Source organism: Kitasatospora sp. NPDC101801 (assembly GCF_044766665.1).
In the GTDB taxonomy this organism is placed as follows: domain Bacteria; phylum Actinomycetota; class Actinomycetes; order Streptomycetales; family Streptomycetaceae; genus Kitasatospora.
Genome location: NZ_JBIWML010000037.1, coordinates 1 through 12,924, shown reverse-complemented (window position 1 = coordinate 12,924; position 12,924 = coordinate 1). Strand labels below are relative to the sequence as shown.

Here is a 12,924-nt window from a genome sequence, read left to right as displayed (position 1 = left end):
GTCCAGGACGACGGACGACTCCGCAGCGCTCGTTCGGTCAGCTCTCGGTGGCACCGTCGGCCTTGTCGGAGTCCGACGAGTCGGCATCCGGCGCGGCCGTGCTCTGGGTGCCCGGCTGGGGCTCCGCCACGGCCACCATCGCCGGGCGGATGATCCGCTCGCCGATCCGGTAGCCGGGCTGGAGGATCTGCACGCAGGTGTCCTCGGTGACGTCCGAGGAGTAGCTGTGCATCAGCGCCTCGTGCAGCGTCGGGTCGAAGGGCTCGCCCTCCTTGCCGAACTGCTGCAGGCCCAGCTTGGCGACCACGGTCTCCAGGTTGTCGGAGACCGACTTGAAGCCACCGGTGACCTCACCGTGCTCACGGGCCCGGCCGATGTCGTCCAGCACCGGGATCAGGGCCTCCAGGATGTTGGAGACCGCGATCTCGCGGACCGTCAGACGATCCCGCTCGACCCGCTTGCGGTAGTTCTGGTACTCGGCCTGGAGACGCTGCAGGTCACCCGTGCGCTCGGTCAACTCACGCTTCGCAGCAGCGAGTTCGTCGGCACCGGCACCCGCGACGGCCTCCTCGGCGGCCTTCAGCACGGCTTCCTCGGCGGCGGAGTCGTCGCCGGGCTCGCCGCCCTGCGGCTTCTCCGTCATGCCGCACCACCCTTGGGCTTCTCGTCGTCGACGATCTCGGCGTCGACCACGTCGTCGTCCTTGGCGGCACCGGCGGCGTCACCGGCCGGGGCGGCACCCGCGGCGTCGTTCTGCGCGTACAGCGCGGCGCCGAGCTTCTGGGCGGTGGTGGACACCTTCTCGGTGGCCTCGCGGATCGCCGCGATGTCCTCGCCCTTCAGCTTCTCCTTGAGTTCGCCGATCGCGGTCTCGACCTCGGTCTTGACGTCCTCGGGCAGCTTCTCGGTGTTGTCCGCGATGAACTTCTCGGTCGAGTAGACCAGCTGCTCGCCCTGGTTCCGGGTCTCCACGGCCTCGCGGCGCTCGTGGTCCTCGGCCGCGTACTGCTCGGCCTCGCGCATCATCCGCTCGATGTCGTCCTTCGGCAGCGCGGAGCCACCGGTGACGGTCATCCGCTGCTCCTTGCCGGTGCCGAGGTCCTTGGCGCCGACGTGCATGATGCCGTTCGCGTCGATGTCGAAGGTGACCTCGATCTGGGGCAGGCCACGCGGGGCCGGCGGCAGACCGGTCAGCTCGAACATGCCGAGCTTCTTGTTGTACGCCGCGATCTCGCGCTCGCCCTGGTAGACCTGGATCTGCACGGACGGCTGGTTGTCCTCGGCCGTGGTGAAGATCTCGGAGCGCTTGGTCGGGATCGTGGTGTTGCGCTCGATCAGCTTGGTCATGATGCCGCCCTTGGTCTCGATCCCCAGGGACAGCGGGGTGACGTCGAGCAGCAGGACGTCCTTGACCTCACCCTTCAGCACACCGGCCTGCAGCGCGGCGCCGATGGCGACGACCTCGTCCGGGTTGACGCCCTTGTTGGCGTCCTGACCGCCGGTCAGCTCCTTGACGAGCTCGGCGACGGCGGGCATCCGGGTGGAGCCACCGACCAGGACCACGTGGTCGATCTCGGACAGCGCGATGCCGGCGTCCTTGATGACGTTGTGGAACGGGGTCTTGCAGCGCTCCAGCAGGTCGGCGGTCAGCTGCTGGAACTGGGCCCGGGTGAGCTTCTCGTCCAGGTGCAGCGGGCCCTCGGCCGACGCGGTGATGTAGGGCAGGTTGATCGAGGTCTCGGAGGACGAGGACAGCTCGATCTTGGCCTTCTCGGCCGCCTCGCGCAGGCGCTGGAGCGCCATCTTGTCCTTGGAGAGGTCCACGCCGTGACCGGACTGGAAGACCTTGACCAGGTGGTCGACGACCTTCTGGTCCCAGTCGTCGCCACCGAGGTGGTTGTCGCCGTTGGTGGCCTTCACCTCGACGACGCCGTCGCCGATCTCCAGCAGCGAGACGTCGAAGGTGCCGCCGCCGAGGTCGAAGACCAGGATGGTCTGGTCGTCCTTGTCGAGGCCGTAGGCCAGCGCGGCCGCGGTCGGCTCGTTGACGATGCGCAGGACGTTGAGGCCCGCGATCTCACCGGCCTCCTTGGTCGCCTGGCGCTCCGAGTCGGAGAAGTACGCCGGGACGGTGATGACCGCGTCGGTCACCGTCTCGCCCAGGTACGCCTCGGCGTCGCGCTTCAGCTTCTGCAGGATGAAGGCGCTGATCTGCTGGGGGTTGAAGTCCTTGCCGTCCAGGTTGATCTTCCAACCCGTGCCCATGTGGCGCTTCACCGAGCGGATCGTGCGATCCACGTTGGTGACCGCCTGGCGCTTGGCGACCTCGCCGACCAGGATCTCGCCGTTCTTGGCGAAGGCGACGACGGACGGCGTGGTCCGGGCGCCCTCGGCGTTGGTGATGACGGTGGGCTCACCGCCTTCGAGAACGCTGACGACCGAGTTCGTCGTGCCGAGGTCGATGCCGACCGCGCGTGCCATCGTTGGTACCTCCATGAAGAAGTTGAGCTTTACAGGCTCAAGGATGCACGACTCGATCGGGTGCGTCAACAGCCATGAGCCGACCGGGCTCAACTTTACTGCGCGCTTATCCGCAGGGCTCGCCCGGACGGGTGAGTATCCCCTTAGTGACTGCCGCCATACCTTGAGCGTCTTCTGAATGGGTGTTAACGCGCGGTAGTCTCCGGGCCGTCGGCCCTGAAAGTTACTGATGAGTACACTCGGAGGGTCCGCCACCCGACCCGCTACACCCCAGCCGCTGAGACGGAGAGCCGATGCAGCTAGCAGCGATCGTCATCTCGCTGGTCACCACTGTGATCGGCACCGCGCTCGCCGCCCGCGCGGCCGCGTACATCTACCGGGTGGTGAAGACCGGTGCGCCGGACTCCACCCGTACCGCCAACCCGGTGCAGAGGACGAAGACGGTCGCCGTCGAGTTCCTCGGCCACACCAGGATGAACCGCTGGGGCGTGGTCGGCGTCGCGCACTGGTTCGTCGCGGTCGGCTTCTTCACCCTGGTCTCCACCCTGGTGACCGCCTTCGGCCAGCTCTTCGACGCCGAGTGGGTCATCCCGGTGATCGGGCACTGGCTGCCGTTCGAGATCTTCACCGAGCTGGTCGGCACGCTGACCACGCTGGGCATCGCCACCCTGATCGTGATCCGCCTGCTCAGCCTGCCGGGCCGGGCCGGGCGGAAGTCCCGGTTCGCCGGCTCGATCGCCTGGCAGGCGTTCTACGTCGAGTACACGATCCTCGGCATCGGTCTCTGCATCATGATCCTGCGCGGTCTGGAGGGCGCCCTGGCGGGCGCCGACCACTACGAGGCGGCGTACCTGGTCTCCTACCCGCTGGTGCTGGCCTTCAAGGGCCTGGCGCACGGGACGCTGGAGAACCTGATCTACCTGTTCGCGATGCTGAAGATCTGCATCTCGTTCGCCTGGGCCGCCACGATCGGGATCAACCCCTCGATGGGTGTCGCCTGGCACCGCTTCCTGGCCTTCTTCAACATCTACTTCAAGCGCGAGGAGGACGGCGGCGTCGCCCTCGGCGCGCTCCGTCCGATGACCAGCGGCGGGCAGCCGATCGACTTCGAGGACCCGGCCGACGACGCGAACTTCGGCGTATCCCAGGTCGAGCACTTCGCCTGGAAGGGCATCCTCGACTTCTCCACCTGCACCGAGTGCGGCCGCTGCCAGTCGCAGTGCCCGGCCTGGAACACCGGCAAGCCGCTCTCCCCGAAGCTGCTGATCATGAGCCTCCGGGAGCACGCCTTCGCCAAGGCGCCGTACCTGCTGGCCGGCGGCGGCAAGGACGCCGAGGGCAACGAGATCGGCACCCCCGAGCAGCTCAAGGACGTCCCGGCGGCCGCGCTGGCCGAGGCCGAGCGCCCGCTGATCGGCACCGCCGAGGAGAACGGCGTCATCGACCCCGACGTGCTGTGGTCCTGCACCACCTGCGGGGCCTGCGTCGAGCAGTGCCCGGTGGACATCGAGCACATCGACCACATCGTCGACATGCGCCGCTACCAGGTGATGATCGAGAGCTCCTTCCCGACCGAGGCCGGGACGATGCTCAAGAACCTGGAGAACAAGGGCAATCCGTGGGGCATGGCCACCAAGGCCAGGCTCGACTGGGTCAAGGAGCTCAAGAAGGAGACCGGCATCGAGGTGCCGGTGATCGGTGAGGACATCGACCCGGCCGAGGTCGAGTACCTCTACTGGGTCGGCTGCGCCGGCGCCCTGGAGGACCGGGCCAAGAAGACCACCAAGGCCTTCGCCGAGCTGCTGCACACCGCGGGCGTGAAGTTCGCCATCCTCGGCAAGGAGGAGACCTGCTCCGGCGACTCCCCGCGCCGGCTCGGCAACGAGTTCCTGTTCCAGATGCTCGGCGCGCAGAACGTCGAGACCCTGAACGCCGCGCTGGAGGACGCCCCGGTCAAGCGGATCGTGGCCACCTGCCCGCACTGCTTCAACACCATCGCCAACGAGTACCCGCAGCTTGGCGGGCACTTCGAGGTGATCCACCACACCCAGCTGCTGCAGCACCTGATCGACGAGGGCCGGCTGCTGCCGGTCAACCCGGTCGAGGGTCTGATCACCTACCACGACCCCTGCTACCTGGGCCGGCACAACAAGGTCTACAGCCCGCCGCGCGAGATCATGGACAAGGTCCCCGGTCTGCGTCAGCAGGAGATGCACCGGCACAAGGAGCGCGGCTTCTGCTGCGGCGCCGGTGGCGCGCGGATGTGGATGGAGGAGCGGATCGGCAAGCGGATCAACACCGAGCGGGTGGACGAGGCGCTGTCGCTGAACCCCGACATCGTCTCCACCGCCTGCCCGTTCTGCCTGGTGATGCTCTCCGACTCGGTGAACGGCAAGAAGAACGAGGGCGCGGCCAAGGAGCACCTCAAGGTGGTCGACGTGGCCCAGCTGCTGCTCGACTCGGTGAAGGCCAAGCCGGCCGAGTCGGAGCCGGTCGAGGCCTGACCGCTCGTCAGCACCGGCCCCGTCGCCCCCTGCTGGGGCGTTCGGGGCCGGTTCGCTTTCCGTCAGGTGAACGGTGCGTCGGTACGTGTCGCAACCCCGCTGGAACGGGGCGCCTTTGGAAGCAAATACAGTAGGCCCGTGGGCTCGTGTGTGCGGGTCCCGAACAGGACAGGCGAGTCGCCCCGGAACAGCCGGTGACGGCAAGGGGCAAGGGGAGAGGCGCGGACCATGACCGAGGCGATCATGCTGGTCGGTGGGAAGGGCACGAGGCTGCGGCCGTTGACCACCCACACGCCGAAGCCGATGCTGCCGGTGGCGGGGGTGCCGTTCATCGCGCACCAGCTGGCCCGGGCGGCGGCGGCGGGGGTGACCCGGGTGGTGCTGGCCACGTCCTACCTGGCCGAGGTCTTCGAGGACCACTTCCAGGACGGCAGCCCGTACGGCATCGAACTGGTCTACCTGACCGAGAAGGAGCCGCTGGGCACCGGCGGCGCGATCCGGAACGCCGCCTCCGGCCTGACCTGCGGCCCGGACGAGCCGGTGCTGGTCTTCAACGGTGACATCCTCTCCGGCCTGGACATCGCCGCGCTCCGGGACGGCCACGTGGCCGCCGGGGCGGACGTCACGCTGCACCTGACCCGGGTCGAGGACCCGCGCGCCTTCGGCCTGGTGCCGACCGACGCGCACGGGCGGGTGCTGGAGTTCCTGGAGAAGCCGGAGACGCCCGAGCAGATCGTCACCGACCAGATCAACGCCGGCTGCTACGTCTTCACCCGCTCGGTGATCGACCGGATCCCGGCCGGCCGCGAGGTCTCGGTCGAGCGCGAGACCTTCCCCGAGCTGCTGGAGACCGGTGCACTGGTCCGCGGCGTGGTGGACACCTCGTACTGGCTCGACCTGGGGACCCCCGGCGCCTTCGTCCGCGGTTCGGCCGACCTGGTGCTCGGCCTGGTCGACTCCCCGGCGGTGCCGGGCCCGACCGGCGAGGCGCTGCTGCTGCCGGGCGCCACGGTGGCCCCGGCCGCCGTGCTCAGCTCCGGCACCGTGGTCTCCGACGGTGCGGTGGTCGAGGCCGGCGCGATCGTCGAGGGCAGTGTGATCCTGCCCGGCGCGGTGATCGGCCCGGACGCCTACGTGAAGGACTCCATCGTCGGCGCGTACGCCACGGTGGGGGCGCGCAGCTCGCTGGACGGCGCGGTGATCGGCGACGGCGCCACCGTCGAGTCCGACAACGAGCTGCCCAGCGGCATCCGGATCGCCTGCGGCGTCCTGCTCCCGGTCGGTGCCGTCCGCACCACCGCCGGCCCGGGCGGCTGCCCGGCCGGTGAGACCTCGGCGGCGGTCGTGCACGCCCGCTCGGTCGCGGCGCGCTGAGCCCACCGTGACCCCGTCCGTGACGGGGTCACAGCACTGCTGCAATCCCGCGCCGAAGCCATGATCAACCGACGGGCGGTCAGCTCGAACGGGTACCTTCGACTCGTGGCTGGCAACGGATACGACAACGGTGAGGGCGCCGCCGACCCCCGACGGGGGTGGGCAGCGGCGCCCGGTGGGCAGGACCCGCAGCAGTACCCCGGGGGCGGCCCGGTGGGGGAGCCGGAGTACTTCACCGCACCCCACCCGGGCTACCCGCCGGGTGCTCCCGGTGGTCCTGGTGGTCCCGGGGCTCCCGGGGCGTACGACCCCGACCAGCCCGGGCACACCCGGGCCTTCACGGTCGAGGACGAGCAGTACTACTCCACCGGTCCCGGTTACCCGGGCGGCCCGGACCACGCCGGCCCGCAGGGGCAGGACAACGTCGCGGTGTACCGGGCCGGCGGTCAGTCCGCCCCGCACCAGGGCGGCCCCCGGCTGGCCTGGAAGGAACTGCTGACGGGGATCTACCGGGCCCCGTCCGCCACCTTCGACCGGATGCGCGACCACCAGGTCTGGTTGCCCGCGCTGACCGTCTCGCTGGCCTACGGCGTGCTCGCGGTGCTCGGCATCGGCCTGACCAAGGACGAGGTGGTCAACTCCACCTTCACCGTGGCGCTGACCGCGATCGCCGGTGCGGCGGTCGGCTTCACGCTGGCCGGCGTGATGCTGGGCGCGGTCACCTACGGCCTGGCGCGCCAGCTCGGCGGCGACGGCCCCTGGCAGTCCACCGTCGGCCTGGCCGTCATCATCGGGTGGACCAGCGACGTCCCCCGGCTGCTGCTGGCGCTCTTCCTGCCCGCCGACAACCTGGTGGTCCAGGTGCTCGGCTGGGTCACCTGGCTGCTCTGCGCCGTGCTGCTGACCACCATGGTGCGCCGGGTGCACGACCTGCCCTGGGGCAAGGCCGCCGGTGCCGCCGCCCTGCAACTGCTCGCCCTGCTGGTGCTGATCAAGCTCCCCACGCTCGGCTGAACCATCTCTTCGTACGGAGCCCTCGCATGACCACCCTCCCCACCACCCACGTCAGCTTCCCCGCCGGGGCGGTGACCGGCGAGTCACCCGTGCTCGCCGTCCACCCGCTCGCCGACGGCCGGTACGCGGTGGTCACCGAGGCGACCCCGTTCCACCCGCTCGACCACACCTGGCCCGACCAGCCCGCTGACCTCGGCACGCTGACCGTGGACGGCGTCGCGCACCCGGTGGTCGACTGCCTGACCGGCGGGTACGGCCCGGCCGGGGAGTTCCTGGTCGGCGCGGACATCCCGGTCCGGCGGGGCGACCCGGAGTGGTCCTGGCTGGTGCTGCACGTGCTGGCCGCCGACCCTGGCGCGGTCACCGGCCGGCCGGCCCAGCTGTCGGTCGACGCCGACCGTCGGGCGCTGCTCTCCGCCGCGCACAGCGGCTGCCACCTGCTGGCGCTGGCCCTGAACGCCGCGATCGCGCCGCGCTGGCGCAAGGACCCGGGCCGCTCCGACGCCTTCGGCAGCCCCGACTTCGACAGCCTGGCGATGGCCTCCTCGGTGATGGACACCGAGGCCAGCACCGACACCTACCGGCTCGGCAAGTCGCTCCGGAAGAAGGGCTTCACCGCCGAGGCCACCGAGGAGTTCCCGGCCCTGGCCGACGCCCTCCCGGCCCTCACCGAGGCGGTCAACGCCCAGCTCGCCGCCTGGGTCGCGGCCGACGCCCCGGTCCGGATCGAGGTGCCCGGCCCCGAGCTCACCGCCCGCCGCCAGTGGCACTGCGAGCTCCCGGCCGGTTCCGCCGCCATCGCCTGCGGCGGCACCCACCTGCACCACCTCGGCGAACTGGCCGAGCTCCGCACCGAGTTGACCCTGTCGGAGGACGGCAGCGAGCTGGTCGCGGTGACCCGGCCGAAGCGGGCCTGAACACGCGAAAGGGGGGCCGGTCCAGTGGACCGGCCCCCCTTTCGCGTGCGCTCGCTACACGTCCGAGCGGTGGAAGTTCAGGTGCGAGCGCGAGGCCGTCGGGCCGCGCTGGCCCATGTACCGCGAGCCGTACCGCTCCGAGCCGTACGGGAACTCGGCCGGCGAGGACAGCCGGAACAGGCAGAGCTGACCGATCTTCATCCCCGGGTACAGCTTGATCGGCAGCGTCGCCACGTTCGACAGCTCCAGCGTCACGTGACCGCTGAACCCGGGATCGATGAAGCCCGCCGTCGAGTGGGTCAGCAGCCCGAGCCGCCCGAGGCTCGACTTGCCCTCCAGCCGGGAGGCGATGTCGTCCGGCAGCGTGACCGTCTCGTAGGTCGAGGCCAGCACGAACTCACCGGGGTGCAGGATGAACGCCTCGTCACCCTCCGGCTCGACCAGCCGGGTCAGGTCCGACTGCTCCACCGACGGGTCGATGAACGGGTACCGGTGGTTCTCGAACACCCGGAAGTAGCGGTCCAGCCGGACGTCGATACTCGACGGCTGGACCATCGCAGGGTCGAACGGGTCGATCACGACCCGGCCCTTGTCGATCTCGGTACGGATGTCCTTGTCAGAGAGCAGCACGTCCCCGAGGGTACGTGCATGACCACGCCCCGGACGAATCCCGTCCGGGGCGCGGTCACGGTCCGTCCGCTGCTCAGGCCAGGAACTCCGCCGCCTCCAGCCGCAGCGCCCGCGCCAACTGCACCCCCGACAGCTCACTCACATCCGCCGGCACCGAACTCCGCAGCCGCCCGCACTGCGGACACCGGATCAACCGCCCCGGCCCCAGCCGCGCCGCCCCGAGCGTCTGCATCGGAAACGTCGAAGTACTGAACAGGTGCCCCTCGGCACAGCGGACGACAGTGCGCTGCTCCATTGCGATCCCCTTCCCAAACCCGATGACGCCACCACGCCCCAGGGGCCACAAACACCCCGAGCCAGCGTCACATTAGGGGATCTACCGGACATTCACCGCCCCAACTCGCCGCCCCCGCCGATGTCGACCGAGGTCAGTCGGCGGATGGGGTAGAGTGTTGGATGATCGAGCAGTCGGTGACGGCTCGTCAAGCGGGCGTAGTTTAATGGTAGAACATGAGCTTCCCAAGCTTATAGCGCGAGTTCGATTCTCGTCGCCCGCTCCAGTACAAAGCCCCAGGTCAGCGGCCTGGGGCTCCTGGTTTTCTAGATCGATTCGGGATTCTGAGCCATGAGCTTGGATTTTTCCGTTTTTCTGGGGTTGCGGCGTGAGTCTCGCCGCCGGTGGCGCGGGGTCCGAGTGCGGCTGGCTGTCGGGAGTGAATCTGAAGTTCAGTCATATGGCCTTTCCGGGCGGGAACTTGCTCGGATTCTCCGATGAATTTCTGAGGCTTCGTCAGTGTATGTCCACTCCCGCGTATGTCCTGATCGGGCTTGTGGCGGGGGGTGAAGGTGGTCCGGGGGTTGGTGCGCACGAGTAGCGCACGAGTAGTGCAAGGGCCTGGCCGGCTGCAGCGGATCCCGTGTCCTGCCGCCTCCGTGGCCCGGTCTGGGCTATGAGCTTTCCGGGCTCATGTTGTCGATGGGAACCTCAGTTCGAATTGAGGTTGCGGTGTATGTGGGACCAACCTGCCGATCCCTTGATTCGCAGCCCGGAGGCGTGTCTGTAGCGCGCCGAGCTGCGTCCTCGCTGATCACGCCAAGGCCCGACTCCTTCAAGCCCTCCTGACCTGTGGGTAGCCCGCTCTTGCACGCCACTCGGCGCGGTATCTCCAAGCGGGGGTGGCTTCGACCTCGTAGGCATGGTGCACGTTTCCCGGTCGATGGCGTCCCGTGAGTGATGTAGCAGGGATCTTGGAGTGACCCCTGGTCACGAGGAATGCATCGCGCAACTCTTCGAGTAGAAGGGGGAGTTCACCCAGTGAGGCACGGGGTGTGTCCAGCAACGGCTCTGTCGCACATCCGGTGGTGACGGACTGTCACCTCCCTGACTATGGGTGACGCTCGGATGCCGGTGACCCCTCTGGCCTGCGCGTTCGACTCCCTGTCACGCGGGGTCGTCCAACTGCTGGACGACGCGGCTCGGCGGGCGTCGGCTGTCCGAATCGGAGCTCCTCCAGGGCGGAACGGCCCCCGCTGACCCGCGGACTCCTCGACCTCTGACGTCACCTCACCAATATGACGCTCCGTCACCACCGGATGTGCAACAGTGCCCTTTGAGGCCGTGCCTGACCTAACGACCTCGTGCATGGTTGGCCGTGGGTCGTGCTTGGCGGGGTGATGAGCTTGTTGATCAGGCCGCTCGTCCTGCCGGGAGGGTGAGCAACTTCCTTTTGTGCGTGGCTTGTTGGTCAGACAGGAGTCCGGCGAGGGCTCGGATGGTGTCTGGCAGGTGGTGGCGGTGGCCGTGATGGCGGGCGAGGGCGCGCCAGTTCTTCAGGTGAGCGATTCCGTGCTCGACCGGGATGCGACGTGAGGAGTGTTCGAAGCGGGCCTGTTCGTGGTGGGCCATCAGCCACTGGACCTGGTCGAGGTTCTTGCCGCGGCGTTTGCGGGGCGGGGTGACGACCTGGCCGTAGGTCTGGGCGGCCAGTCCCTGGTAGTCGGCGTCCGCGAGGATCTCCAGGTGAACCGTGTCGGCGAGCAGGTCAACCAGGCCGGCGTCGCGGACCTGGGTGATATCGGCGACCGAACCCGCCCGGACCTCGCCGCAGAACAGCAGGCGGCCGCGGTCGTCGGTGACTACCAGCGCCTTCATCGCGTTCATCCGGCTCTTGCCCGAGACGAAGCGGTTGCGGCCGCGTCGATGGGCGGCCGGTCGGCGGACCCGGATCTCGGTGGCGTCGATGATCCCGGTCCGCCCGGTGGCGCCGAGGTGGGCGATCACGTCCGCGAGGGTGCGAAGCCGCTGGCCTGGTGCGATGCGGCAGCCGCGATCTGCGAGCAGGGGCCGGATCTGACCGACCGCGCGGGTGATCGTGGAGCGGTCCACGTCGAACCAGCAGGCCAGAACGTCGTGGGTGACGCCGTGTCGCAGGTGCACGAGGGTGGCCAGGAGCCGGTCGACGAAGACGAGCTTGTACTTCGCCCCCGCACCGACCGCCCGCCGCCGGGGCCGGTCGCACAGCTCGGCGTCACGACGGGCTTGCCACACTGGTCCCAGCTCGGCCACCAGGTCTGCGATCACCACCTGCGACAGGCCCGTGATCCGACGCTCCGAAACGATCAACGCACGTGCTGCAGTCCCCACCACGTCTGGTCCAACGAGCCAACCGCACACAGGCCACGGCCAACCATGCACGAGGTCGCTAGGCACATTGCGGAGGTGCTGGGCGTTCCGGGGGGCACGGGTTATTGAGCCGATGGTTCGGGGCTTTGGTCGTTCTCCGCCGGCTGGCTGATCCCGGTGCGGATGCGGTGGTCGAGCTTGGCGGCGAGTTCGTGTTGGCGGTCGTTGTTGGAGTGCTGGTAGATGAGGGCTGCGCGTGGTGTGCTCTGGCCCATGCGGACCATGAGGTCTTTGAGGCTGGTGTTCTCCTGGGAGAGGAGGGTGTTGCCGGTGTGGCGCAGGTCGTAGAAGGTGAAACTCGCGGGGAGGTCCGGGACGTGGGTGCGGGCTGCTTTGAACTTTCGGCCGAAGGTTGAGCGCCGGTACGGGGCGCCCTTCTCGCCGACGAAGACCAACCCGAGGGGCCCGGGTTCGGCGTAGTGGTTCATGTGCAGGCGTAGTGCGTCGTCGAGGAAGGCCGGCAGGTGGACGGTGCGCGTTCCAGCCCTGGATTTGGTGCGGCCGGTTACGCGCCTGCCGCTGGGGAGCTCCGGTGAGGCGGAGCCGATCCTGATCAGGCGTTTGTCGAGGTTGATGTTCTCGCGGCGCAGGGCTGCCAGTTCCTCGGGCCGCAGGGTGGCGAACGCGCCCAGCAGGACGAGGAGCCGCCACCTGTCGCCGACGTTGTCCGCGAGTGCGAAGACCTGCTCCACTGTGGCGACACTGCGCTCGGCCGGGTACTCGCTGCCCGCACCACGGATGCGGCACGGGTTGCGGGGGAGCGTCTCGTCGTCGGCAACGGCGGTTTCCATGATGGCCTTCAGCAGCCGGTACGCCTTGGGGGTGACGGAGGGGGCGGTGGTGCTGCTCTGCTCGGTGTTCCACGCCCGGACCTTCGCGTAGGTGATGTGGGTGACGGGTGTGTTGCCGAAGGTGGGGAGGAGGCGCGTCCGCAGCAGGCGCTGGTAGAGAGCACGGGTGGTGGGCATCAGGGGGCGGTTGTCGATCCAGTCCTTGGCGTAGTCCTTGAACAGGACGCCTTGCAGGGGGGACGTGCGTGGTGTCCGGCGGCCGTGGGCGAGATCGTCCTTGACGAGGGCCAGCCAGGTGATGGCTTCGAGTTCGGTGTCGAACGTCTCCGGGGACCGCTGTGTCTGGCCGTTACGGTCGGTGTAGCTGGCGCTCCAGCGGCCGGAGCGGTACTGGCGGGTGTTGCCGAAACCGTCGGTGGCTCTGCTTCTTCCTCAGGGGGCTGTCGAACAATAACTCCTAGATCTTGGTGAGGATTACGGGGGTGTGAGGTCGTGCCCGGCAATCGCGGCGAGCTGTTGTGCCGTGGTCA

The 12,924-nt window shown here is 68.9% G+C and carries 9 protein-coding genes, 1 tRNA gene and 1 pseudogene; 5 read left to right on the top strand and 6 right to left on the bottom strand.

All coding sequences use genetic code 11. The annotated features are described in order from the left end of the window. Positions 1 to 37: 37 nt before the first annotated feature. Positions 38 to 643 carry a nucleotide exchange factor GrpE gene (gene grpE / locus ACIRPK_RS29455; protein WP_184916038.1) on the bottom strand — a complete coding sequence of 202 codons (606 nt, stop codon included), beginning with the start codon at positions 641 to 643 and terminating at the stop codon, positions 38 to 40. Then, positions 640 to 2,481 (bottom strand): molecular chaperone DnaK, encoded by a 1,842-nt coding sequence (gene dnaK / locus ACIRPK_RS29450; RefSeq protein ID WP_403043875.1) that lies wholly within the window; start codon positions 2,479 to 2,481, stop codon positions 640 to 642. The genes grpE and dnaK overlap by 4 nt, the downstream gene beginning before the upstream one ends. Before the next feature lie 293 nt (positions 2,482 to 2,774). Here dnaK and ACIRPK_RS29445 point away from each other — a divergent pair, with 293 nt between their 5' ends. The 4 genes and pseudogenes from ACIRPK_RS29445 to ACIRPK_RS29430 all read left to right on the top strand — a co-directional run bounded on the left by ACIRPK_RS29445 (position 2,775) and on the right by ACIRPK_RS29430 (position 8,290). Continuing rightward, a complete protein-coding gene (locus ACIRPK_RS29445; protein WP_403043872.1) occupies positions 2,775 to 4,985 on the top strand; it encodes a (Fe-S)-binding protein in 2,211 nt (736 codons plus the stop codon). Positions 4,986 to 5,213: 228 nt separating this feature from the next. Further along, positions 5,214 to 6,278 (top strand): annotated as a pseudogene (locus tag ACIRPK_RS29440) (sugar phosphate nucleotidyltransferase); the annotation flags it as partial. A 186-nt stretch (positions 6,279 to 6,464) separates the two neighbouring features. Further along, positions 6,465 to 7,373, top strand: a complete 909-nt coding sequence (locus tag ACIRPK_RS29435; protein ID WP_403043869.1) for a Yip1 family protein — start codon at positions 6,465 to 6,467, stop codon at positions 7,371 to 7,373. Between the two features lie 26 nt (positions 7,374 to 7,399). Then, positions 7,400 to 8,290 (top strand): metal-dependent hydrolase, encoded by an 891-nt coding sequence (locus ACIRPK_RS29430; protein ID WP_403043866.1) that lies wholly within the window; start codon positions 7,400 to 7,402, stop codon positions 8,288 to 8,290. A gap of 54 nt (positions 8,291 to 8,344) precedes the next feature. On the opposite strand, the gene dcd is transcribed toward ACIRPK_RS29430, so the two are convergent. Both dcd and ACIRPK_RS29420 read right to left on the bottom strand, forming a co-directional pair. Then, positions 8,345 to 8,920 carry a dCTP deaminase gene (gene dcd / locus ACIRPK_RS29425; RefSeq protein WP_403043864.1) on the bottom strand — a complete coding sequence of 192 codons (576 nt, stop codon included), beginning with the start codon at positions 8,918 to 8,920 and terminating at the stop codon, positions 8,345 to 8,347. 73 nt (positions 8,921 to 8,993) lie between these two features. Beyond that, positions 8,994 to 9,215: a hypothetical protein gene (locus ACIRPK_RS29420; RefSeq protein WP_403043861.1), complete on the bottom strand. Its 222-nt coding sequence runs from the start codon at positions 9,213 to 9,215 to the stop codon at positions 8,994 to 8,996. A 191-nt stretch (positions 9,216 to 9,406) separates the two neighbouring features. On the opposite strand from ACIRPK_RS29420, the gene ACIRPK_RS29415 reads away from it, so the two are divergent. After that, positions 9,407 to 9,480, top strand: a tRNA-Gly gene (locus ACIRPK_RS29415). 1,127 nt (positions 9,481 to 10,607) lie between these two features. Here ACIRPK_RS29415 and ACIRPK_RS29410 read toward each other — a convergent pair. Both ACIRPK_RS29410 and ACIRPK_RS29405 read right to left on the bottom strand, forming a co-directional pair. Then, on the bottom strand, positions 10,608 to 11,594 hold the full coding sequence (locus tag ACIRPK_RS29410; RefSeq protein ID WP_403043858.1) for a transposase family protein: 987 nt from the start codon (positions 11,592 to 11,594) through the stop codon (positions 10,608 to 10,610). 71 nt (positions 11,595 to 11,665) lie between these two features. Continuing rightward, complete coding sequence (locus ACIRPK_RS29405) at positions 11,666 to 12,616, bottom strand: tyrosine-type recombinase/integrase (protein WP_403044013.1); 951 nt, start codon at positions 12,614 to 12,616, stop codon at positions 11,666 to 11,668. Between the last annotated feature and the right edge of the window lie 308 nt (positions 12,617 to 12,924).